This is a genomic window from Lederbergia citrisecunda (genome assembly GCF_018343695.1).
In the GTDB taxonomy this organism is placed as follows: Bacteria; Bacillota; Bacilli; order Bacillales; family Bacillaceae_C; genus Lederbergia; species Lederbergia citrisecunda.
Map to the genome: position 1 here is coordinate 1,486,713 of NZ_JAGYPJ010000001.1, position 22,985 is coordinate 1,509,697.

A 22,985-nucleotide genomic window follows, 5' to 3' on the forward strand; every position below is an offset into this window, starting at 1 on the left:
CATTTTTTATTCATCTAACAGTCATTTTTCTCTGCTGTGGTATAATTTAGCGAGTGAGGTGTAGGTAAATGGAATTTCATTATCCAAATGGAAGGAAATATACGTCCCAGCAAAAGCTCATACCGAAGAACAAAGAGAAAATTATTTCTTACGGTAAGAGAGGCATGACGCTCGAAGAAGATTTAAATGATACGAATATGTATTATTTATCTAACGGAACTGCTGTTATTCATAAAAAACCAACTCCGATCCAAATAGTTCAAGTAGACTATCAATCTCGAAGTACAGCTGTTATAAAAGAAGCATATTTTCGCCAAGCATCCACTACCGATTATAATGGCGTATACAAAGGTAAATATATCGATTTTGAAGCGAAGGAAACCCAGAGTGCTACATCGTTTCCATTACGGAATTTTCACGAACACCAGATTAACCACATGAAAAATGTGGTGAGTCATAATGGTATTGCATTCGTAATTTTGCGTTTTGTAAGTACAGATGAAGTATTTTTATTAGAAAGCAAAGACTTATTTTTATTTTGGGAACGTATGGAAAACGGAGGAAGAAAATCTATAAAAAAAGATGAAATTATTAGCTGCGGACATCGTATTGAATATGGTTTACATCCGAGAATCGATTATTTAAAAGTAATTCAGCATTTATTACTTGTATAATCATCTCTTAGAAAGTGAGGAATACTGCTTATGGCAGAAAATTATAAAACACGTATGGAGCGAAGAAAAACACAAGCTCCTGTAAAAAAACAAAAAACTAAAAAGAAATCAAAAAAAATAATAAAAGCAATCTTTTTGACTTTCTTTCTTATTGGAGTTGTCGGTCTGATTGCAGGAGCAACTACATTTGCAATTTATGCAAAAGATGCGCCTCCACTTGATAAAGTACTTTTAATCGATCCAATTGCATCTGAAGTGTTAGATAAAAATGGTGATGTATACGCGGTGCTAGGAACTGAAAAAAGAGATTATGTTGAATATGATAAAATTCCTAAAAAAGTCGAAGATGCTGTTTTAGCCGCAGAAGATGCACGGTTTTACAAACATGGTGCCATTGACTTCCGCAGACTTGCTGGAGCCGTTTTTGCTAATGTTACACGTGGATTTGGAGCTGAAGGCGGCTCAACTCTTACTCAACAAATAGTTAAAAAAACTTATTTATCAGACGAGAAAAAACTAAAAAGAAAAGCCCAAGAAGCTTGGTTATCTTATAAACTTGAACAACACTATACGAAGCAGCAAATATTTGAAATGTACGTCAATAAAATTTACTACGGCAATGGAATCCATGGAATTGAAACTGCGTCAAAGTTTTATTTTAATAAAGATCTTGATCACTTAGAGCTCCAAGAAAGAGCCTTTTTAGCTGGGTTACCACAATTACCTAATGGATACGACCCTTACAAACACCCTGAGCGAGCAGAAAAAAGAAAAAATCTTGTGCTTTCTCTTATGTATCAACATGGAAAAATAACGAAAGAGGAAATGGACAAGGCGAAAAAAATTCCTATAACAAAAACATTAGTTCCAGAAGAAAATAATAAGGCGAATCCTTATAAATATGATTCTTTCGTCGATCAAGTTATTCGTGAAGTCGAAGAAATGGGCGAATACAACGTATATGCGGATGGCTTGAAAATCTATACTACCCTGGACCCTGATGCACAAGAATACACTGAGAAAATGTTTTATACAGACGACATCGTCCAATTTCCTGATGATAAAATGCAAGCAGGACTTGTAATGTTAGATACAAAAACAGGTGAAATCAGTGCAATCGGTGGAAACAGATATAAAGATATTAAACGCGGGCGAAATTTTGCAACACAGTTATCAGATCGCCAACCTGGTTCAACAATTAAGCCTATATTGGATTATGGTCCTGCCATCGAATATTTAAACTGGTCAACATACGAACAAATTGTAGATGAACCATATAAATATTCTACTGGTGAAACAATCAATAACTTTGACCAAGGCCATCTTGGACGTATGTCTATCCGTGAAGCACTATATCGTTCTAGAAACATTCCAGCACTAAAGGCATTCCAAGAAGTTGGGGCTGATCGTGCAAAGGAATTTGCTGCTAATATTGGTATGGATTTTGGCAAAGACTTGTATGAATCTGCCTCTATCGGTGGAATAGAAAATGTTTCTCCGTTAAAATTAGCAGGAGCTTATGCTACTTTCGGTAATAACGGGATGTATAACAAGCCTCATACCGTTAAGAAAATTGTTTTACGTGATGGAGAAACAGAAATATCGAATAAAATCAAACCAACCCTTGCAATGAAAGATTCTACTGCTTATATGGTTACAGATATGCTAAAAGACGTATTGTCTTATAAACAAGGTGCAACTGGAAAGTCAGCAATCATTCCAGGACTTCCTGCAGCTGCGAAAACAGGAACAACAAATTATTCCACTGATGATATACAAAAATATGGCCTAAATAGAGGTGATGTACCAGATGCTTGGTTTGCTGGATACACCACGAATTACACCATTGCTGTTTGGACAGGGTATGAAAAACGAAGTATTCCATTACGATATGGTACGAATGACCAACAAATCGCAAAAGAACTTTATACAAATTTAATGACCCATGTATCATCCGGGATCGACACTCCAGATTTTCCAATGCCTAAAAGTGTTGTGAAAACTGCTGTAGAAAAAGGTTCTAATCCTGCTAAAAAACCAAGTAAGTATACACCAAATAGTAATATCATCTATGAATTATTTGTTGCAGGTAAAGAGCCTAAAGAAGTTTCTACTGTATTTGATAAGCTTGATGCTCCTTCTGTTAGCGGTGAATATCGTGAAGCGGAAAATGAAGTTGCATTCGCTTGGGATCATCCGAAGACAAAAGATAAAAAACTTAAGTTTGATGTAACAATTAAGTCATCTGACGGGAAGAAGCAATCTCTAGGAATCATAAACGAGCAAAGTTATACAATCAAAAATGCTAAACCTGAAATCACTTATTCCATTGAAGTTACCGCAGTAACCGATCAACAACGAAGTACACCTGGTACAGCAAGCGTGACTGTGCCAAAAATTGAAGAAGAAGAGCCTGCTCCACCTGACGAGAATCAAAGTAATGATCATGGTAACGGTAAAGACAAGGACAAAGATAAAGACAAAGATAAAGATAAAGATAAAAACAAAGAAAATAATGGTAACAGCGGAAATAACGGAAAAAAACCAGGTCAAGGAGATAATGGATCTGATTCAGGAGGAACAAAGAAACCTACTAATCCTGGAGATGATAATTCCAATCCTGAACCACCTGGAGAAGAGAATCCTGGAGAACCAACTGAGCCAGCCAATGGCTCTGAAGGTGGAAACTAAATAATAATATAAGAACTAGGTGGCTACATCAAAAAGATGAGTGCACCTAGTTCTTTTTTTCTCATTACATTAAATTTTCACTCTCTTTTTCCCTTCCCTACACACTTCTAATAACGGACAAATCGTGCATTGCGGGTTTTGGGCTTTACAATGGTATCTTCCAAAAAATATCAACCGATGATGAGTGACTGACCATTCATCTTTAGGGATTTTCTTCATTAATGTTTTTTCGACTTCCAAAACACTATCCTTCCAACGACAAAACGCCAATCGTTTAGTAACTCTTTCTACATGAGTATCTACTGCGATTGCTGGAATTCCAAATGCTACAGACATTACTACATTGGCTGTTTTCCTGCCAACTCCAGGAAGTTTTATTAATTCTTCATACTCTGAAGGTACTATACCATCGTACTCTTCTATTAGCAATTTAGATAATTTTTGAATATTTTTTGCTTTATTACGAAATAATCCAATCGATCTTATGTCGGATTCAAGTTCAGTTAGAGGCACTGATAAATAATCTTCTGGTGTTTTATATTTCTTAAAAAGATTTTCAGTCACACGGTTGACTAGAGCATCCGTACATTGTGCTGAAAGAGCAACTGCAACTACAAGTTCAAATGGGTTTGAATGAACCAATTCACAATGGGCATCTGGAAACATTTTAGCCATTTCATCTAAGCAAAAACGAATTTGTTGTTTATTTAACATTTATTATCACCTACTTGGCTATGATTACTGCTCTAGCCAGTTATAAAAGGGAACAGTATTGGAACTTTTACTAGGTTGACTTGCTTGTCTTGATTTTTGCCTGTACTTTAAACTATGCACCTTTGCTTGCTCTATGGTTGTAATACCATTCTTTTTCCATTCAAATAAGATTCGATCGATGTATCGAAAATTAACAGTACCAGACATAACCGCTTCTCGTAATGCCGCTTTTATAATAACAGGGTTCTGTCCATCTTGGTCAATCCACATGGCAAGTGATTCACATTCCAGAGGAGAAAGAGGGCGGCCAAATTCTTGTTCAAACGTTGAATAAATATCCTTTTCTTCTTGAAATACCGTTTCAAGATCCAGTTGCTTTTTTTCTGCTATTAATTGTTCAGCTAATTTTAACCATAAAGGCGCTAAAGAATATCTTTCATATCTTACTTCATCATCGGAGTAACCTTTTTCTATTTTAATCATCTCAAGCTGCACAAGCCTTCTTAAGATTGAAGTACACTCACTACTCGTAATTGTCATACGCTTGGCTATTTGTTCGGGTGTAGGGAATTCATTCCCCTTCTCAACAAAAGAAATGATTTGTAATAAAACGACCAGTTCTTTCTCATCAAGACCAATTTCCCGATATTTGCTCATTAATAAATAAGGAACTTGGATCATACCTGATTCAATCCAAGAAACCATCAAATCTTTATTCATGCTTACGCACCTCACTTACATCGATTATACCATGTTCTGTGATTCATATTTTAAAAAGAAGCTCTTTAATACTTGCTGAATCCGCTCGAGGAAGGCGACTCTTAGATGCTTGGTAGCGCCTACGTGCTATCCCTTACCAGTATTTCCCGCAGGATTCTCTCGCCTTATGCACCAATCAACAAAGTGGCAAAATAAACAAAGAGCATTCATACAACAAAAAAATAACAAAATACCCATCTATCGATAAAAAGATGGATGGGTATTAGGACAGATTTCAATTATTTACGGATATAAACGATTTAGCAAGCGTGGGAATGGAATAGTCTCCCTTACGTGTTCAACGCCTGAAATCCACGCCACCGTTCGTTCTAAGCCCAGGCCGAATCCAGAGTGTGGCACAGAACCGTATTTTGAAAGATCTAAGTACCATTCGTACGCCTCTAACGGTAAATGATGTTCCTCAATTCTTTGTTTCAATAATTCATAATCGTGAATCCGTTCCGAACCACCAATGATTTCACCATACCCTTCAGGTGCAATCATATCAGCACATAAGACAACATCGTCACGGTTAGGAGCAGGCTGCATGTAGAAAGGTTTAATGACGGTTGGGTAATGTGTAATGAATACCGGCTTATCGAAATAATCGGCGATAGCTGTTTCATGAGGTGCCCCAAAATCATCTCCCCACTTTATATCATCAAAGCCTTTTTCATGTAAAAATTTAATGGCATCATCGTATGTGATCCTTGGAAACGGAGCCGTAATATTTTCCAATTTCGATTTATCTCTTTCCAATCGATCTAATTCAAGAGAACAATTTTTCAAAACAGATTGAACGATGTATGAAACATATTCTTCTTGAACTTTTAAACTATCCTCGAATTCGTAAAAGGCCATTTCAGGTTCGATCATCCAAAACTCAATTAAATGTCTGCGGGTTTTGGATTTTTCCGCTCTGAATGTTGGACCAAATGAGAAAACTTTTCCTAACGCCATTGCAGCGGCTTCCATGTAAAGCTGTCCACTTTGCGATAAAAAAGCATCTTCATCAAAATATTTAGTTTTAAATAATTCTGTCGTTCCTTCTGGGGCGCTTCCCGTTAATATGGGTGGATCTACCTTTACGAATCCATTTTGATTAAAGAATTCATAAGTAGCACGGATTACTTCATTTCTAATTTTCATTACAGCATGCTGCTTGCGTGATCTTAGCCATAAATGACGATGGTCCATTAAGAACTCAGTGCCATGATTTTTTGGTGTTATCGGATAATCAACCGCTTCATGAATCACTTCAATGTTTGTTACTAAAAGTTCATAACCAAAAGGTGAACGACTATCTTCTTGAATAGTTCCTGTAACATAAAGCGAGGATTCTTGAGATATTGATTTTGCTTTTTGAAATGTATCTTCACTAACATCATTTTTAACGACTACACCTTGAATAAAGCCAGAACCGTCTCTTAATTGTAAAAAGGCGATTTTTCCACTTGAACGTTTATTCGCTACCCATGCTCCTATTCTTACTTCTTGACCTACATATTTATGAACTTCTGAAATCGTTGTTTTCACATTAACATTCCTTTCGAAACCTTTTATGTCTATAGTGGTAACTGTATATTAGCGGCTATTACTTTTTTTCTCGATAAAAGAATGTATGCGGCTTACAGCTTCTTCTAATGCCTCAAGAGATGTGGCATACGATATACGAATATTATTTGGTGAACCGAAGCTTGAACCAGGAATTACGGCAACAAGCGCTTCTTCAAGCAACGCTTCTACTAATTGATCAACATCTTCATATCCAGCAATTCTAGCAGCTTCTCTAAAATTTGGATATAAATAGAAAGCACCTTGTGGCTTTTTGCATTCTACACCAGGAATTGCCACTAATTTATCATATATTATGTTTAACCTTTCTTCAAACGCCTGCCTCATTTGTTCTACAGCTGTTTGTGGTCCATTATATGCTTCGATCGCTCCGTACTGAGATGTAGTAGTCGGATTAGATGTAGAATGACTAGAAAGGTCTGCCATTGCTGCAACAATTTTTTCATGACCTGCTGCATATCCAATTCTCCAACCCGTCATAGAATGAGATTTTGATACACCGTTTATAATAATAGTCATATCTTTTAGAGGTTGTGAAATTTGCGCAATGGATATGTGTTTGTTTTCGTCGTAAACCAATTTTTCATAGATTTCATCCGAAACAATAAGAATATTATGTTCTAAGCATAGTTCACCCAGTGCAGAAAGCTCAGCTTGCGAATAAATCATTCCTGTTGGATTACTCGGAGAATTGATGATAATCGCTTTTGTTTTATTAGTAATGGCAGATTTTAATTGATCAGGTGTAATTTTATAATCATTTTCTTCTTTTCCCTCTACATATACTGGAACTCCACCTGCCAATTTTACTTGTTCAGGATAGCTCACCCAATAAGGAGTAGGAATAATAACCTCATCCCCATCATTTAAAATAACTTGGAAAAGAGTAAATAGAACATGCTTCGCCCCATTTCCAATAATAATTTCTGATGGTTTATATGTAAGACCTTGGTCTCTTTCCAGCTTATTGATGACTGCTTTTTTTAACTCTGGCAGTCCTGCTGCAGGGGTATATTTTGTGAAACCATCCTTCATGGAATGGTAAGCTGCTTCAATAATATTATCTGGTGTGTTAAAATCAGGCTCTCCTGCTCCAAGTCCAATAATGTCTAGCCCTTGTGATTTCAACTCTTTTGCTTTCGCAGTAATCGCTAATGTTGAAGATGGTGTAAGAGCATCAACACGTTGCGCTAAATTGATGGTCATCGTCATTCCTCTTTCTACTATAAATTTTCAATTTTTCTCCACCATTTCCCTGAGTCAAAATGAATGTAATAATAATTGAGTTTTGAGTTTTGGTCTAAATAGGATAATTCCCATATTGGTAAATTTTTTTCCATCCCTAGCCGCGCCCCAAGAATTTTTTTAGGATTTTCTTCTTGAATCAGCTTTGATATTGCATCTTTTTCAGAAATACCATCTGAGGCTTTTTTTATGATAATGTCTTTTTTGCTTTCCTCAGGAATCCAAACAATCGTTTCGGTTCCTTTCTCATTTTTACCTTTGATTACATAATAAGTCTTTGTTCCATGATACACAAAAAATTCATCATTGCTTACTAAATGCGCTTCTGTTTTAGCCCTTTGTTCAGCATATTGCTCGGCTTTTAATAAAGGGGCTCTAGCATCTATATACACATATAAAGATGCAGATATTATTAATATTATTAATGGAAATATGATTAAAATCCACTTTTTCATCGAAAACCACCTTATGTTTTAAAGATAGAAAAATACCTGTATCTTTTTCATTTCTGTCAAGAGCAAGTCCAAACATAAGATCTTTCTCTCTTCATGTCTGATTAAATGCATCGTCAATTTTGATTAGGTTGTAATGGTATTGTTCCTCGTCACCAAACAAAAATTGACATGATAGCATCTACGTTTTTGGTAATACTACAAATACGCATATTCTTCATTATATCAAGAAATATTACGATGCAAGATGAAAAATTGCGGATCCTTTAAAAAATTACAACATAAGCCCACAAATTGAGGTTGTGTCTAAGACACAGCCTCAAATTTATAGCCATTTTTCAATGGATGATAAAATATTATTTAATGGACCACGTTCTATAGATATGTTAGGAATTGAATTTATAAAATTCTTCCCATAGCTCGTCGTTTCAATCCTTCTATCTAATACAATAACTACACCACGATCAGATTCCGTTCTAATTAGTCGACCGAATCCTTGCTTAAATCGGATCACAGCTTCCGGTAAGGCAAACTCAGAAAAAGGATTCTTACCATTATTTTTGATTAATTCATATTTAGCAGCTGTTATTGGTTCATCAGGTGGTGAAAAAGGAAGTCTAACAATTACTAAACATAATAAATCTTCCCCAGGAATGTCCACTCCTTCCCAAAAACTACTTGTACCGAAAAGAATCGATTTATTAAATTGTTGAAAATTCCGTGTAAGCCTTGTTCTACTTCCACCTGTAATCCCCTGCGCAAGAAGAATAAAGTCCTCTAGAGCATTGGAATCTTTAATCAGTTGATATGTTTTACGCAGCATATCATACGATGTAAAAAGAACGAGCATTCTTCCGTCAGTTGCATCAGCTAGTGAAATGATATGACTAGATATCGCCTCAATATATTCATCATTAACAGTTCCGCGAACTTCGGGTAAATCTGAAGGAATCATTAATTTTACCATTTTTTGATAATCAAAAGGTGAGCTAATGACTTTTTCTGTCACAACTTCTTTTGGTAACCCTAATTCCTTTAAAAAATAATCAAAAGAATGATTGACCGTAAGTGTAGCGGAAGTCATGACCACACTCTTTTTTTGATTGAAAAAACGATTAAATAATTCGTTTCCCGGATTTACGGGCTGTGCATATATGCCAATGCTATTAGGAATGGCTCGAATGTCACCCTCTAACCAGAATACATATTCATTTGAAGGCTTTAATAATAACTGATATATTTTTTCCCCGATTTTTAACCAGTCTTTAAAAAAACTATTCATTTCTGCTAAAAAAGCTTGTTCGCGATCAGCAATGTTTTTATTCTCTTGCTTTAGTAACATAAGTCGTTGTTCAAGCTCTTTGCTTATCGTACGGAAATAATCATAAACTCTTTCTGCACATATTATGATGGGTAGCCATTTACGATCTGATATCATTGATTCCGTTATACGTAATTGTTGCTTTGTAGTTTTATTTGATTTTCTTTCATACTGTTGAACAATCTTTTTTCCTAACATGTTAAATAAATCATCAATTTCCATTTCTAGCTGGATAATTAATTGTTCTAATTCAAAAGGATGTAGAGACGGAGACAATCCTTTCTTCTCTAATAGTTTTTCTAATTTGTTAAATATATGATTTTTATCTAATGTTCCTAGACGTCCAATCCAAAATTTCAGACCATTGTACTCAAGCTTTTTTCCAAAACAATTACTAGCTGCCTTCTCTAAATTATGCGCCTCATCAATGACAACATAATGATAATCAGGAAGTATGTTTTGATCTTTTTCCGTATCAACGAGTAACATCGAATGATTCGTTATGACAAGATCAGCACATGAAGCAAGATTTCGAGCATACATATAAAAATCATGCGATAACCATGGGTCTTTTTCTTTTTGAAAAAACCAGCCATCATGTTTAACTCTTTGTTTATATAATTTTCCACCACTTGACACATTTAGTTCATCCATGTCTCCAGTTTCTGTGTGCACTAACCAAACAAGCAATTGCATTTTAGTAATGACAGTATCATAATGGAGATCTTTATCATATAAAGATTGTTCGAATTTCAACATGTTTATGTAGTTGCTGCGCCCTTTTAACGTTGAGGTTTGAAAAGGAAATGGTATCATTTCTTTCAAACGGACTATTTCATTGAAAATTTGATCTTGCATTTGAATTGTGTATGTACTAATGATCAATGGTTGTTTTTGGGTAATTGCAAAATACAAGGATGGCAGTAAATACCCTAATGTTTTTCCCGTACCCGTCCCAGCTTCAATAACAGCTATTTTGTTGTTTAAGAAAGATTGATACACGATATCCATCATTTCCATTTGTCCAGTACGAAGCTTAAAATTCTTTGTGTGCGATAATAGATCCATCTTATCTTCTATACTTATTGGATAAGATAATGATCTCTCATCATGGATTTTTTGTGGGATCATTTTTTTCTTTAGAGCAATTCCTCGAAAAACTTCTAGATCCTCTTGTAAGTTTTCAATGTTTTTTCGTTTTTCTTTTAAAATACTTTGGAAAATGATGTATAAGTCGCTTTTTAACGAATAAGCCATATCTGATAGCTTTTCCAATGTAATAAGCGGTAAAGACCTTGTACGTTCTATTAAAATTAACAACAATTCTGCAGTAACTAAAGCATCACTATCAGCTTGGTGAGGATTTTCATGCTCTAATTGAAGCAATTCGGCCAGTTCAGAAAGCTTATAACTTGATGCAGTAGGGAAAAGAATTTTAGCAAATTCTACTGTATCGATTGAATCCAAGCCAATATTTTCATATCCTTCTTTTTCTAACTCATTTCGTAAAAAACGAAGATCGAATATAACATTATGTGCAACAAAAATAGCATCTTGAAGCAGAGTGTTTATTTTTGTGGCAACATCTTTAAATTCCGGTGCATCTTGAACCATCCCATCATGAATACCCGTTAGTTCCTCTATAAATGGAGGTATGGGAATTCCAGGGTTAATAAAAGTTGTATACTGATCCACGATTTGTAAATTTTCAATCACAACTGCAGAAAATTGAATAATACGATCTCCACGATCATGGGTATTTCCTGTCGTTTCCAAATCGACAACAACATATTTACGCGACATATACATACCACACCCTAATAAAAAAGCGTAAGTACCACGAATATAATGGTACTGAGCTTGCTATTGTACTTTATTTACTCTTGACCAATTGTATCATATATAAGCTATTCAGGAAAAAAACCAGCCCATTTATTACATAATTGGACTGGTTTAATTAACAATATTACCTTCCGCCTATTACTGATAAATTGTCATTTCTGGTTCGTAATGAATCATATCTTTAATTTTATTATCTTTCGTCATAAGAGCAATTTTAGGTCGATGTGAATGTGCTTTTTCTTCAGGAACTAAAGCATATGAAATAATAATGACGATATCACCCGGTTGAACTAGCCTTGCAGCAGCCCCGTTCACACAAATGACACCCGACCCTTTTTCCCCTTCAATAATATATGTTTCAAATCTTGCTCCATTATTATTATTTACAATTTGCACTTTTTCATTTGGCAACATCCCAACTTTTTCTAGAATGTCTCCATCTATTGTAATACTGCCTACATAGTTTAAATTAGCTTCTGTAACTGTAGCTCTATGGATTTTTCCATTCATCATCGTACGAAACATGATGTTGGACCTCCTTATGATTGTGTCTCTAGAATGATATTGTCAATTAATCTTGCTTTAGAAAACTTTACTGCAAGTGCAATAATAATTTTTCCATGCACTTTGTTTAATGCTTCTAGATCTGGAAAACTTAATAATTCAATATAATCTATTTTACCATTTGTATTAGTCTTTATATACTCTTCCACGATATGAATAACAGTTGCTGGATTTATCTCACCATTTCGTATCGCTTCGGCACCTTTTTGTAATCCTTTGTAAAGATGTGGTGCCTGATTGCGTTCTTCATCCGACAAATAAACATTTCTTGAGCTTCTTGCTAGGCCGTCTTCTTCTCTTTCCGTTTCAACAGGTATGAGATGGATTGGAAAATTAAAATCTTTGATTAAAGAATCGACTACTGCTACTTGTTGAGCATCTTTCATGCCGAAGTAAACTTTTTCAGGCATTATGATATTAAAAAGCTTGATTAAAATGGTCGCAACACCGTTAAAATGTCCTGGCCGGCTTCTGCCACAAAGGACATCCGTTCTTTTCGCCACATTTATTTCAAACGATGGTTCGTTTGGATACATATCAGAGCGCTCAGGTAAAAATAAAATACTCACTCCTGCATTATCCGCTAGCTTTTTATCTCTTTCAACATCTCGAGGATAAGCATCAAAGTCTTCGTTTGGTCCAAATTGAAGGGGATTTACAAATATACTCATAACCGTTATATCATTCTGTTGCGAAGAATGTTTGACTAATTTTAAATGACCTTCGTGCAAAAATCCCATTGTCGGGGTAAAGCCAATAGAATGTCCTTGTTTTTTCAGTTCTATAGCTCGTTCTTGCATAGCTTTTGTTGAAGTGATAATTTCCATATTACTTTCCTCCATACAACAACTCTAATTCAGTATCATTCATCGTAAATGAATGTTTTTCCTCAGGAAAAGAAGAATTCTTCACTTCGGCAACGTATTGCTGGATACTTTCCTTCGTTAATGTATTAATATCACCATATTGTTTTACAAATTTCGGCACACGATCAACCCCGAATGTCAATAAATCATGATAGACAAGAACTTGGCCATCCGTTTCATTTCCAGCACCAATACCTATTGTCGGAATATCCAGTCTAGAAGAAACAAGACTCGCAAGCTGCTTTGGGATGCATTCAAGTACAATCGCAAATGCACCAGCTTCCTGACATTTGATTGATTCATTTACTAGTTCATTTGCTGCTTCTGCACTTTTACCTTGGACTTTGTACCCTCCTAAAACGCCAACTGCCTGTGGTGTCAGTCCTAAATGCGCCATAACGGGTACGCCTGCTGAAGTAAGTGTTTTAATTGTTTGAATAACTTCACCGCCGCCTTCAACTTTTACTGCATGTGCACCGCCTTCTTGCATAAGTGCAGCTGCAGATCTTAAAGCATCTTCTTTGCTAACGTGATAAGTCATAAATGGCAGATCAGAAACAATAAATGTATCTTTTGCTCCTCTTTTTACAGCCTTCGTATGATGAATCATATCTTGTAGTGTGACAGGTATCGTAGATTCATATCCCAATACAACCATCCCTAATGAATCGCCTACTAGGAGCATATCTACTCCTGAATGTTCAGCAAGCTTAGCTTGTGGAAAATCGTATGCCGTTACCATGGCAATTTTTTCTCCAGATTTTTTCATTTTTGAAAAATCCGTTGTTTGCTTCATTCTTTATTCTCCTCCTTTACTTTCAGAGGAAACGAATTATTTCGAGTGGTTTCTTTTACGTAAAAAAAGAGTCCTCTCCAAATAGGCAGAAGGACTCCTGTAATTCTTCACTCGTTTCGGTCCTCTGTCCCCGTCCCTTTGGATCAAGGCAGAAATCAAATATTTAATAAGTGATGAAAGGTGCAGTTCTGAAAAAAGATACCGCCCATTTGCCACAAATTATTCATCAAGAGCATTATAACAAAATTTTTTAAAGATGACTATGTAGGAAACTCAATATCCGCTGAATAAATATGGTGAATAGTACCTTCATCATCTTCTACTTTCAGAATGCCCTCATTTGAAATACCAAGTGCTATCCCTGAAATTTCTCCGGTAATCGTTCTTGCGATGATTGGTTTCCCAATCCCAGCTGCATAGCTTTCCCACAATATTTTCAATGGAGCAAAACCTTTTTCCATATATAGTTCATAGTATTTTTCAAAGTATTTCAGGATTTTTTGAATCATCTCGATTTTCGACACTTTATGGCCAGCTTCAATCTCTAAGGAAGAAGCTATTTCTTTAACGTGCTCAGGAAAATCCTCTTTCTTCTGGTTAACATTCATGCCAATTCCAATTACAAGAAAATTTACTTTATCTGCTTCACCTTGAAGTTCTGTGAGTATTCCCGTCAGTTTTTTTCCTTTATAAAGTATATCGTTCGGCCATTTTATATTAGTTTCTAATCCAGTGACTTCTTCGATTGCACGTGCACAAGCAATTGCGGTAATAAGTGTAAATTGTGGGGCTTTTTCAGGTGGGAGCTTCGGTCTAATAATTAAGCTCATCCAAATCCCTTGCTGTTTGGAAGAATGCCAAGGACGAGCCATTCTCCCCTTCCCACCTGTTTGCTCTCCTGCAATAACAAGAGTTCCTTCCGGTGCTTCTTCTCGAGCAACCTTATGAGCAATAAGTTGTGTCGATTCCACAGATTCATAATAGTGAACATGGCGACCAATTGTTTTCGTTTCCAAACCGATTAATATTTCATGATCTGAAAGTTTGTCTGGTTTACTGATCAACCGATATCCTTTTTTCCTTACTGCCTCTAATTCGAAACCCGATTTTCGTAATTCTTCAATGTGCTTCCATATTGCAGTTCTAGAACACCCAATAATGTCAGCTAGAGCTTGTCCCGATAGATACTCTCCATCAGCATTTGCGAGTGCTTCGTATAATTGTTTTTTTACGGAAGATGACAAGACTTAACCCACCTTTTAATTTCAGCCGCTTCATTGATAATCTCTTTATTAATTACCGCTTTTTCTACACTTTCAATTACCTCTTTCACCCAAGGACCTGCTTGTTTATTACACCATTTCAATAAGTCTTCTCCCGAGATGTTTAGGTCACTACGCGATAAAATAGGCATTCGCATAAAAATCTTTTCAATATTGGTTTCAATCTTTGAAATATCTTGATTGAGACTTGTTTGATAGACCCTCTCTACTACAGTAGAAATTTCCTTTCCAGCCCGGTAATAATCATAATGAGTCCATTCGTATTCCCTACGCCATTTCAAATAGGAGAGAGCACGTAAAATAAACTGGATTTTTTTACTAGGTAGCTTCCATTTTTTTAATAATTCATTTGAAAGAGGTTGGTTAACTATATATGTACAAAGAATCCATAATTCCAATTCATTTAATGACTTTGTCTTCAAAGCCAAAATGGACTGTATGATGTTTTTATCATTAAATAAAGTCGGCCAGTAGGAATATAGTTTTGTTTCTATCGCTATTTTTAAAGCTTTTTCTCTATATATCCCGTTAAGTAGTTTCGTCATTTCTGCCGTTATTCTTTCAATAGAAATACGTTGTAGTAAATAGGATGAATTGGCCATTTCTCTTTCGGTGTTCTCATCTAAGCTGAAACCTAATTGACTGACGAACCGGATTGCCCTCATGATGCGCAATGCATCTTCCTTAAATCTTTCGGAGGCCTCTCCGACTGTTTCTATTACTTGATGATTGATCGCGCTCTTTCCGTTATATGGATCGATTAATCTTCCCTCTCTATCCATAGCCATTGCATTCATCGTAAAGTCTCTACGACGTAAATCTTCCTGTAGGGACCTTATAAATGTAACAGACTTCGGCCTTCGAAAATCTTCATAATCTGCTTCCGATCTAAATGTAGTGACTTCAAATCCTTGTCCTTTATATAGGACTAGGATGGTCCCGTGTTCGATTCCAACGTCGACAGTTGATGGAAAAATATCTTTAATTTCTTGAGGTGTGGCTGAAGTGGCAATGTCAACGTCATGAATATCTCTATTGAGAAGATGATCTCTAACTGCACCTCCAACAAAGTATGCTTCATAGCCTGCCTTTTCTATTTTTTCAAGTATGGGAATTGCAGCTAGAAAGCTTTTATTCATGGCTACCATCCTTGTCCAACACTTTGCATTAAAGATTCATAAAGCTTTTCATATTCATCTACAATCATACTGGATTGAAAACGTTCCAAAGGAGTTATACTTGCGTTATAAGAAAATTCTTGGAGCAGGGAATCATTTTGCAAAAGACTAAGTGCCTTCTTACTTATTTCTCCTAGATCTCCTAATTTGCAAATAAATCCATTGTATCCATCTGTAATCACTTCAGGAATTCCGCCAACATTCGTACCGATACATGGGACACCACAAGCCATCGCTTCTAACGCAACAAGACCAAAGCTTTCTTTTTCAGACAATAATAACATTAAATCACTGATGGAATACAATTCCTCCAAATGATCTTGTCTTCCTAAAAATAAAACTTTATCTTCAATATTTAATTCCTTTACGAGCTTGCAAAGTCTTGAAATTTCTGGGCCATCCCCAACTAATAACAGTTTAGCAGGAATAGCAGTTGCTATTTTTGCAAAGGCTGCGACTACATCACTTACTCTTTTTACTTTTCGGAAGTTGGACACATGAATGATTACTTTTTCATCATCCTGTATTCCGTAAGCTTGCTTTAAATGATCTGCCTCAACTTTCCTATAAATTCGTTCGTCAATAAAATTATGAATGACATTAATTTCTTTATCAGCATTAACCACTTCATTTGTTTGCAATTTTAGTGCATTCGAAACAGCTGTAACAGAATCGGATTTTTCAATACCAAATTTAATTGCTTCTGCAAGGGTTTCATCATAACCTAGTACTGTAATATCCGTACCGTGCAAAGTAGTAACAATCTTTACATCAGTGCCCGCCATTTGTTTTGCCAAAATAGCACAAACTGCATGTGGTATAGCATAATGAACGTGTAAAATATCAAGCTGTTCACGTTTTATTACTTCGGCCATTTTACTAGCTAAAGCGATATCATATGGAGGATATTGAAAAACGGAATATTGATTTACACTAACTTGATGAAAAAATATATTATGGTGCAATACATCCAGTCTAAAAGGAACATTCGATGTGATAAAATGGATTTCATGACCTTTTTCAGCTAACATTTTTCCGAGCTCTGTTGCTATTACTCCAGAGCCTCCGACAGTAGGATAACATGTAATTCCTATCTTTAATTTCATAAGCCTTCTCCAAACAAATTATGATTTAGTAATAATGGTTTACTAGAAAGAAATCCTTCCGCATACTTTACACCGACTTCTTTTCCAAACAGTTTATCCCTTGCTGTCACAGTTTCAATATATCCTTCTGTTAAAGGTGTTTGTACTCCACCATCAGGAATGTAAAATTGCGATTCGTATGATTGCAGTGCATTCACTTTTTTGTCAATAAAGTCTGAAGTATCAACTACAAAATGAGGTGAAGCAAATCCATTAATCATATATTGGTATAAATATGATGCCTTATGAGGTGGATAATCACCCTCTACTTCAAACTTTCTAATTCCAGCAGAAAAAAAAGCTTCTTGCACAAGACGAAAACAATTTCCATGATCCGGGTGACGATCGTTGTGGTACGGTGCAAAAATGACTTTAGGCTTGTATTTTCGAATGACATTTGCAATTTTTCTAATATGATCATCTGTTAAAAATAACCCTCGATCAGCTAAACATAAATTTACTCGATCAACTGCACCCATTATATCAGCTGCTGTTTTCGCTTCCTTTTTTCTTGTTTCCACATTGCCATTTGATGACAATTCAGCTTCTGTTAAATCACAAATAACAATTTTCTTTCCTTCCGCTGACCACTTTGCCAATGAACCGGCCATTCCAATTTCTACATCGTCTGCATGTGCTCCAAAAGCTAGAATATCTACCGTGTGATGGTTCATAAAAGCCGCCCCTTAATGATTAGTACAATTCACATGTAAGACTGTTCTCATATGAATAATTGATTAACCTTTTAAAAAAAAGCTTTGATAATCCTGAATGTTGATTTCCGCTCCAAGGACTTGCTTGACACGACTGTGAGTTTCCACTTACCCGTATTAGCTACGCCTTTCACTCCAATCAACAAATAGCTTTAAAAAGCCTTTTTATAAATAATATTCAATACGAGAACAGTCTGTTAGAAACCTTATTCCAAAATATGCTCCAAACCGTAAACGAGTGTATTCAATTTCATGACTGTTTCTACGGACATTTTAACTCCTGTCATAAAGGAAGCACGATTATATGAATCGTGGCGGATTGTTAATGTTTCGCCTGGTGCCCCAAATATTACTTGTTGATGTGCAACAAGTCCAGGTAATCTTACACTATGAATACGCATCCCTTCAAAGTTGGCACCTCTAGCACCACGAATCGTTTCTTTTTCATTTGGATGGCCCTGTTTCTTTTTTTCTCGATTATTAGACATCATTTGTGCCGTTTTAAGGGCTGTACCAGATGGTGCGTCAAGTTTTTGATCATGATGCAGTTCAATGATTTCAACGTTATTGAAATATTTAGCTGCCATTTGAGAAAACTTCATCATTAAGATTGCACCAATAGCGAAATTCGGTGCGATGATGCAGCCGATGTCTCTTTCTTCTGCCAATTTTCTCAATTCAGATATCTCTTCTTCTGTAAATCCTGTTGTCCCTACTACAGGTCGGACACCGTGTAATAATGCGGTTTTAGTATGTAAATAGCCGGTTTCAGGTACGGTCAAGTCTATTAATACATCAGCATCGACATTTTGAAAGCATTCTTCCACATCTGTATAGATTCTTACATCAAGATTAGAAAATCCATCTATCTCGGAGAGCAGCATTCCGTTATGTTTCCTATCTAGTACTGCAACCAATTCAAATTCCGGAGTCTCATTTACTAAATTTACTGCCTCTTTCCCCATTCTTCCACGCGGTCCAGCCACTACAATTTTTATTGGTTTCCCCATTTTATTCACCCTCACTTTTTCTTGTCCATCTGTCTTTATCACGAGTGTTAAATTTATTCATCACTATATCGTGAGAAGACTGCAAATCAATATTTAAGGAATTTGCCAAGCAAACTAACACAAATAACAAATCTCCTATTTCTTCCTCAATTGCCTTTTCTTCTTCTGTTGATTTTTTAGGTTTTTCACCATAATGATGATTAAGCTCTCTAGCTAATTCTCCTAGTTCTTCAGTCAGCCTAGCAAGCATTGCAAGTGGACTAAAATAACCCTCTTTAAACTGACTAATGTATGAGTCTACTTCTTCTTGTATTTGCTTAATTGTCTTCTGTTCAGTCATAATGTATCACCTTTCACCATTATGTTAGCTAATACTATTTTTATATTCAAATAATATTGCTTTAGTGTAGTATTTTTGTACACTTTGTCAAAGATTGGTTATAATGAATTAGCTTCTACACAAATAGTACATAATATTTCTTCATACCCGGAGGCGATAATATGCTAGCTGGAATAAAGTTGAAAAATGTTTTCTTCATTCTTCTAGGCGCTGCCATCTTTTCATTTGGTATAGTTCACTTTAATATGCAAAATAATTTAGCAGAAGGTGGATTTACAGGTATAACATTATTGCTCTATTTTGTTTTTCATATTGATCCTTCTATTTCCAACCTAATATTGAACGTTCCCTTATTTTTTGTTGGATGGAAGTTACTAGGCAGCAAATCTTTTATTTATACAATCATTGGAACGCTATCGGTATCATTATTTTTATTTATTTTTCAAAAATATCAACTTAGCATTCCTTTGAACGGCGACTTATTTTTAGCTGCCTTATTTGCCGGAGTGTTTATCGGCATTGGTCTAGGCATCACGTTTCGATACGGAGGAACAACAGGAGGAGTCGATATTATTGCTCGCCTATTCCTTAAATATAAAGGATTCAGTATGGGAAGAACAATGTTTATGTTTGATGCGATTGTCATCACTGCGTCCCTTTTGACGTATTTAAATCATGTGCAAGCTATGTACACTCTCGTTGCCGTTTTTGTTGGTGCAAGAGTCATTGATTTCATGCAGGAAGGATCATATGCCGCAAGAGGTGCTATGATTATTTCCGAAATGCAGCATGAAAAAATAGCTGATGAAATATTAATGCAAATGGGAAGAGGTGTCACGGTTTTACGTGGCTACGGATCGTTTACTAAACAAAATAAAGAAATCTTATATTGCGTCGTAGCCAAGAATGAAATCGTCAATTTAAAAAGAATCATCAATGCCATTGATCCCCATGCGTTCGTCTCAGTAACCATTGTTCATGATGTAATGGGAGAAGGCTTTACATTAGACGAAAATAAAAGACCTTATGACGTATAAATCGCCTTTCCTCTAAATTAACTTGAGGAAAGGCTTTTTTCTTGTTTAGCACTACTAAACTTGTATGTTGATTTCCGCTACTGGCACTCGCTTTCCGCGGGCAGTTCGTGAGCCTCCTCAGCGCTTAACGCGCCTGTGGGGTCTCACGTTTACTGTTTTTCCCGCAGGAGTCTCGCGCCCTCCGCTCCAATCAACAATAAAAAAAGACTATTTTAATTTACTATCACAAAAGTTATTAAAAAACGATTGTTTTATTCCCATCAACAATAACACGATCTTGAAGATGCCATTTTACTGCACGTGCTAACACGCTTCTTTCAATATTTCTTCCAATTCTTTTTAAATCATCCACTTTATCATGATGGCTCACTCTTTCCACGCCTTGTTCAATGATCGGTCCCTCATCAAGGTCATTCGTTACATAATGCGATGTCGCTCCAATTAATTTAACACCTCTCGCATATGCCCGCTCGTAAGGCCTAGCTCCGATAAATGCAGGTAAAAAGGAATGGTGAATATTAATAATTTGATTCGGATAATGGGAAACAAAATTTGGTGTCAAAATTTGCATATATCGTGCTAGTATAATGAGTTCAATATCATGCTCTTTTAAAATTTCCAACTGACGTTCTTCTACTTGCGCTCGAATATCTTTATTCGCAGGTATATAATAAAATGGAATATTTAACGATTTCGCTAATTGCTCTGCATTCTCGTTATTACTAATAATACAGCCGATATCCATCATCAAGTCCCCATTTTGCCACTCCCAAAGCAGCTCCATTAAACAATGTTGTTCTTTTGAGACAAAAATAGCTGTTTTTTTAACGTCACTTACATAAAGAAATTGAAATTCCATATTAAATTTTGTAGATACTTCGTGAAAAGATTGCTCAATCTCTATTCGTCTATTATGTAAATCCAGGCAACTAAATTCCATTCTTATAAAAAAATTCCCACCTTCAGGATCTGCAGAATACTGGCTCGACTCTATAATGTTAGCTCCATTATTCATTAGAAAGGTTGACACAGCGGATACAATTCCAGGTTGGTCAGGACATTTAATAAGTAGTCTTGCTCGATCTTTATTTTGTTCACGAAAATGATGATATAATTCTATATTTGTCATCCATACGTCCCTCTTTAAATGTTTTTAGCTATTTTACTTTTTTTCTGCAAAATTTGCAAAAAAATAAATAAAAACCCGGCGTAAATGACCGGGTTATACATTCATTAATCATTTCTAGTAATGTTAGTGAAAATCAATATTAACCTTACCAATTCGAGGACTGCAACTGCTGCTGCAGCTACATATGTCATTGCTGCTGCATTTAATACTTTTCTTGCATCTCGCTCTTCAGTGTTGCTGATAAGTCCAAGTGAAACAATTTGATCCATCGCTCTCGATGATGCATTAAACTCAACTGGCAATGTAACAATTTGAAATAATACTCCAGCTGCCATTAAAACAATACCAATTAATAGTAAGTTTGAAAACACAGTAGAAAAAATGATCCCAACCATAATAAAAATCCAAGCCAGTTTTGAGCTTATATTTGCAACTGGAACAAGTGCATGACGAAAACGTAATGCAGCATACCGTTCTTTATCCTGTATGGCATGACCAACTTCATGTGCCGCAACGGCTGCACCAGCTACTGAATGATGGTGATAATTAGACGAAGAAAGGTATACGGTTTTATTCATTGGATTGTAATGATCACTTAAAACTCCTTGCGTCTCTCGAACTGCTACGTTTTCCAATCCGTTTGCGTCTAATATTCTACGAGCAACTTCTGCACCACTCATACTTGCTGAAGTTGGGATTTTTGAATATTTTGTGTATGCGCTTTTCACTTTCATTTGTGCCCAAATTGGGATAATGATAATGATCGCCAAATAAATTAAATATCCTCCCATTTTAAACCCCCATTTCTAGTTGTTTAACTTCTATTTTATTTGATGGTAGGGTTTTGGTCAATCATTTAGATCTTTTCGCTTCTGCTTTTGAAGCTTTTGCCCCCTATACTTTCGCCAACTTACATATGATAAGGTTGAAACGATAATGCCACCCGTCATGAACATCACCCACCAAATAGAAGGATCTGTATCATCTTTATTTATTTCCGAAAACAATTTTTTTAAATCGGCCTCAAGCCCCTCCAGTTCTTGCATCCATTTTTGTTCAGAAAATGTGGAGCGATATCGATCTATATAGGCAATTCTAGAATCTAGCCTTTGAACTTTCTCTACAGGCACAGAAATTTTGATACTAGGTTGGATGACGGAATAGGTGGATAAAAATTCATTTAATTCAGTATTATATAAATTTTCATCTCCTTCTAATGCGGCACTTTTAACATCTTCAAAGGCATTCATAATCGGTCTTTCCATCTCTGACCATAATGGCTGATACTTTGAAATAATCGCATCTGTTGCTAATCGAAATGCAGTTACTTTTTTCACTCTCTCATTTGTATTTAATCCAACGCTTGCTAATGCTTTTAAAGCCTCATGATGAGCTGCAGTGACAATTCTTAGTTCATCCATCGTAAATTGCCGTTCGATTACCCCTTTTTCTGAAAATAATTCTCCGAATCTTTCCATGATATTTTTTGCTTCTTCAAAGCGGCCAAACCGTGTCAACTGTAAAGCTTCATCAGCAAGCTGATCTAATTCGGTCATAGAGGATTTTGAGTCGGCTTGTACAGAAAAGCCAGAAAACAATACGTTCAGCACTAGAAGGATGATCAATTTTCCCCTCATACTTGTCCCTCCCC

Annotated in this window: 21 protein-coding genes; 3 read left to right on the forward strand and 18 right to left on the reverse strand. The window is 35.9% G+C overall.

Annotation, left to right across the window (positions count from 1 at the left end; all coding sequences use genetic code 11):
* Window positions 1–68 precede the first annotated feature (68 nt).
* Both recU and KHA93_RS07400 read left to right on the forward strand, forming a co-directional pair.
* Window positions 69–674: a Holliday junction resolvase RecU gene (gene recU / locus KHA93_RS07395; protein ID WP_213110151.1), complete on the forward strand. Its 606-nt coding sequence runs from the start codon at window positions 69–71 to the stop codon at window positions 672–674.
* Between the two features lie 30 nt (window positions 675–704).
* On the forward strand, window positions 705–3,365 hold the full coding sequence (locus KHA93_RS07400; RefSeq protein ID WP_213110152.1) for a penicillin-binding protein 1A: 2,661 nt from the start codon (window positions 705–707) through the stop codon (window positions 3,363–3,365).
* A 69-nt stretch (window positions 3,366–3,434) separates the two neighbouring features.
* Here the strand turns inward: KHA93_RS07400 and nth are convergent, their stop codons facing one another.
* From nth to KHA93_RS07475, 15 genes are all read right to left on the reverse strand, one after another.
* Window positions 3,435–4,079, reverse strand: a complete 645-nt coding sequence (gene nth / locus KHA93_RS07405; protein WP_213110153.1) for an endonuclease III — start codon at window positions 4,077–4,079, stop codon at window positions 3,435–3,437.
* A gap of 24 nt (window positions 4,080–4,103) precedes the next feature.
* On the reverse strand, window positions 4,104–4,799 hold the full coding sequence (locus KHA93_RS07410) for a DnaD domain-containing protein (protein WP_213110154.1): 696 nt from the start codon (window positions 4,797–4,799) through the stop codon (window positions 4,104–4,106).
* Window positions 4,800–5,081: 282 nt separating this feature from the next.
* Window positions 5,082–6,374 carry an asparagine--tRNA ligase gene (gene asnS, locus KHA93_RS07415; RefSeq protein WP_213110155.1) on the reverse strand — a complete coding sequence of 431 codons (1,293 nt, stop codon included), beginning with the start codon at window positions 6,372–6,374 and terminating at the stop codon, window positions 5,082–5,084.
* A 48-nt stretch (window positions 6,375–6,422) separates the two neighbouring features.
* Window positions 6,423–7,619, reverse strand: a complete 1,197-nt coding sequence (locus KHA93_RS07420) for a pyridoxal phosphate-dependent aminotransferase (RefSeq protein ID WP_233711078.1) — start codon at window positions 7,617–7,619, stop codon at window positions 6,423–6,425.
* Window positions 7,620–7,636: 17 nt separating this feature from the next.
* Entirely contained in the window at window positions 7,637–8,113 is a 477-nt protein-coding gene (locus KHA93_RS07425; RefSeq protein ID WP_213110156.1) for a cell wall elongation regulator TseB-like domain-containing protein, read from the reverse strand.
* A gap of 322 nt (window positions 8,114–8,435) precedes the next feature.
* The gene (dinG, locus tag KHA93_RS07430; RefSeq protein ID WP_213110157.1) at window positions 8,436–11,234 is read right to left on the reverse strand and encodes an ATP-dependent DNA helicase DinG; all 2,799 of its coding nucleotides are present in this window, start codon (window positions 11,232–11,234) and stop codon (window positions 8,436–8,438) included.
* Window positions 11,235–11,411: 177 nt separating this feature from the next.
* Entirely contained in the window at window positions 11,412–11,798 is a 387-nt protein-coding gene (gene panD, locus KHA93_RS07435; RefSeq protein ID WP_213110158.1) for an aspartate 1-decarboxylase, read from the reverse strand.
* Window positions 11,799–11,812: 14 nt separating this feature from the next.
* Window positions 11,813–12,664: a pantoate--beta-alanine ligase gene (gene panC / locus KHA93_RS07440; protein ID WP_213110159.1), complete on the reverse strand. Its 852-nt coding sequence runs from the start codon at window positions 12,662–12,664 to the stop codon at window positions 11,813–11,815.
* A 1-nt stretch (window position 12,665) separates the two neighbouring features.
* Window positions 12,666–13,499: a 3-methyl-2-oxobutanoate hydroxymethyltransferase gene (gene panB, locus KHA93_RS07445; protein WP_213110160.1), complete on the reverse strand. Its 834-nt coding sequence runs from the start codon at window positions 13,497–13,499 to the stop codon at window positions 12,666–12,668.
* Between the two features lie 260 nt (window positions 13,500–13,759).
* Window positions 13,760–14,743, reverse strand: coding sequence for a biotin--[acetyl-CoA-carboxylase] ligase (locus KHA93_RS07450; protein ID WP_213110161.1), 984 nt, complete (start codon window positions 14,741–14,743; stop codon window positions 13,760–13,762).
* Window positions 14,728–15,921 (reverse strand): CCA tRNA nucleotidyltransferase, encoded by a 1,194-nt coding sequence (locus KHA93_RS07455; protein ID WP_213110162.1) that lies wholly within the window; start codon window positions 15,919–15,921, stop codon window positions 14,728–14,730. The genes KHA93_RS07450 and KHA93_RS07455 overlap by 16 nt, the downstream gene beginning before the upstream one ends.
* Before the next feature lie 2 nt (window positions 15,922–15,923).
* Window positions 15,924–17,066 carry an N-acetyl-alpha-D-glucosaminyl L-malate synthase BshA gene (gene bshA, locus KHA93_RS07460; RefSeq protein ID WP_213110163.1) on the reverse strand — a complete coding sequence of 381 codons (1,143 nt, stop codon included), beginning with the start codon at window positions 17,064–17,066 and terminating at the stop codon, window positions 15,924–15,926.
* On the reverse strand, window positions 17,063–17,779 hold the full coding sequence (gene bshB1, locus KHA93_RS07465) for a bacillithiol biosynthesis deacetylase BshB1 (protein ID WP_213110164.1): 717 nt from the start codon (window positions 17,777–17,779) through the stop codon (window positions 17,063–17,065). The genes bshA and bshB1 overlap by 4 nt, the downstream gene beginning before the upstream one ends.
* Before the next feature lie 245 nt (window positions 17,780–18,024).
* Complete coding sequence (gene dapB / locus KHA93_RS07470; RefSeq protein ID WP_213110165.1) at window positions 18,025–18,828, reverse strand: 4-hydroxy-tetrahydrodipicolinate reductase; 804 nt, start codon at window positions 18,826–18,828, stop codon at window positions 18,025–18,027.
* Window position 18,829: 1 nt separating this feature from the next.
* Window positions 18,830–19,168: a nucleotide pyrophosphohydrolase gene (locus KHA93_RS07475; RefSeq protein ID WP_213110166.1), complete on the reverse strand. Its 339-nt coding sequence runs from the start codon at window positions 19,166–19,168 to the stop codon at window positions 18,830–18,832.
* A gap of 161 nt (window positions 19,169–19,329) precedes the next feature.
* Between KHA93_RS07475 and KHA93_RS07480 the strand changes: the two genes are divergently transcribed.
* Window positions 19,330–20,205 (forward strand): YitT family protein, encoded by an 876-nt coding sequence (locus KHA93_RS07480; RefSeq protein WP_213110167.1) that lies wholly within the window; start codon window positions 19,330–19,332, stop codon window positions 20,203–20,205.
* 235 nt (window positions 20,206–20,440) lie between these two features.
* Here KHA93_RS07480 and purU read toward each other — a convergent pair whose 3' ends face one another.
* From purU to ypjB, 3 genes are all read right to left on the reverse strand, one after another.
* Entirely contained in the window at window positions 20,441–21,334 is an 894-nt protein-coding gene (gene purU, locus KHA93_RS07485; RefSeq protein WP_213110168.1) for a formyltetrahydrofolate deformylase, read from the reverse strand.
* Window positions 21,335–21,438: 104 nt separating this feature from the next.
* Window positions 21,439–22,125 carry a zinc metallopeptidase gene (locus KHA93_RS07490; RefSeq protein WP_213110169.1) on the reverse strand — a complete coding sequence of 229 codons (687 nt, stop codon included), beginning with the start codon at window positions 22,123–22,125 and terminating at the stop codon, window positions 21,439–21,441.
* 57 nt (window positions 22,126–22,182) lie between these two features.
* Window positions 22,183–22,971, reverse strand: coding sequence for a sporulation protein YpjB (ypjB, locus tag KHA93_RS07495; protein WP_213110170.1), 789 nt, complete (start codon window positions 22,969–22,971; stop codon window positions 22,183–22,185).
* Between the last annotated feature and the right edge of the window lie 14 nt (window positions 22,972–22,985).

Excerpts from the sequence above, each read along its gene's own strand:
- panC (WP_213110159.1), bottom strand. The coding sequence starts at position 12,664 with ATGGAAATTATCACTTCAACAAAAGCTATGCAAGAACGAGCTATAGAA.
- KHA93_RS07455 (WP_213110162.1), bottom strand. The coding sequence starts at position 15,921 with ATGAATAAAAGCTTTCTAGCTGCAATTCCCATACTTGAAAAAATAGAA.
- KHA93_RS07400 (WP_213110152.1), top strand. The coding sequence starts at position 705 with ATGGCAGAAAATTATAAAACACGTATGGAGCGAAGAAAAACACAAGCT.
- KHA93_RS07490 (WP_213110169.1), bottom strand. The coding sequence starts at position 22,125 with ATGGGAGGATATTTAATTTATTTGGCGATCATTATCATTATCCCAATT.
- bshA (WP_213110163.1), bottom strand. The coding sequence starts at position 17,066 with ATGAAATTAAAGATAGGAATTACATGTTATCCTACTGTCGGAGGCTCT.
- panB (WP_213110160.1), bottom strand. The coding sequence starts at position 13,499 with ATGAAGCAAACAACGGATTTTTCAAAAATGAAAAAATCTGGAGAAAAA.
- KHA93_RS07420 (WP_233711078.1), bottom strand. The coding sequence starts at position 7,619 with ATGACCATCAATTTAGCGCAACGTGTTGATGCTCTTACACCATCTTCA.
- bshB1 (WP_213110164.1), bottom strand. The coding sequence starts at position 17,779 with ATGAACCATCACACGGTAGATATTCTAGCTTTTGGAGCACATGCAGAC.
- nth (WP_213110153.1), bottom strand. The coding sequence starts at position 4,079 with ATGTTAAATAAACAACAAATTCGTTTTTGCTTAGATGAAATGGCTAAA.
- purU (WP_213110168.1), bottom strand. The coding sequence starts at position 21,334 with ATGACAAATATAGAATTATATCATCATTTTCGTGAACAAAATAAAGAT.
- recU (WP_213110151.1), top strand. The coding sequence starts at position 69 with ATGGAATTTCATTATCCAAATGGAAGGAAATATACGTCCCAGCAAAAG.
- KHA93_RS07475 (WP_213110166.1), bottom strand. The coding sequence starts at position 19,168 with ATGACTGAACAGAAGACAATTAAGCAAATACAAGAAGAAGTAGACTCA.
- dinG (WP_213110157.1), bottom strand. The coding sequence starts at position 11,234 with ATGTCGCGTAAATATGTTGTTGTCGATTTGGAAACGACAGGAAATACC.
- panD (WP_213110158.1), bottom strand. The coding sequence starts at position 11,798 with ATGTTTCGTACGATGATGAATGGAAAAATCCATAGAGCTACAGTTACA.
- ypjB (WP_213110170.1), bottom strand. The coding sequence starts at position 22,971 with ATGAGGGGAAAATTGATCATCCTTCTAGTGCTGAACGTATTGTTTTCT.
- KHA93_RS07410 (WP_213110154.1), bottom strand. The coding sequence starts at position 4,799 with ATGAATAAAGATTTGATGGTTTCTTGGATTGAATCAGGTATGATCCAA.
- KHA93_RS07425 (WP_213110156.1), bottom strand. The coding sequence starts at position 8,113 with ATGAAAAAGTGGATTTTAATCATATTTCCATTAATAATATTAATAATA.
- dapB (WP_213110165.1), bottom strand. The coding sequence starts at position 18,828 with ATGGGGAAACCAATAAAAATTGTAGTGGCTGGACCGCGTGGAAGAATG.
- KHA93_RS07480 (WP_213110167.1), top strand. The coding sequence starts at position 19,330 with ATGCTAGCTGGAATAAAGTTGAAAAATGTTTTCTTCATTCTTCTAGGC.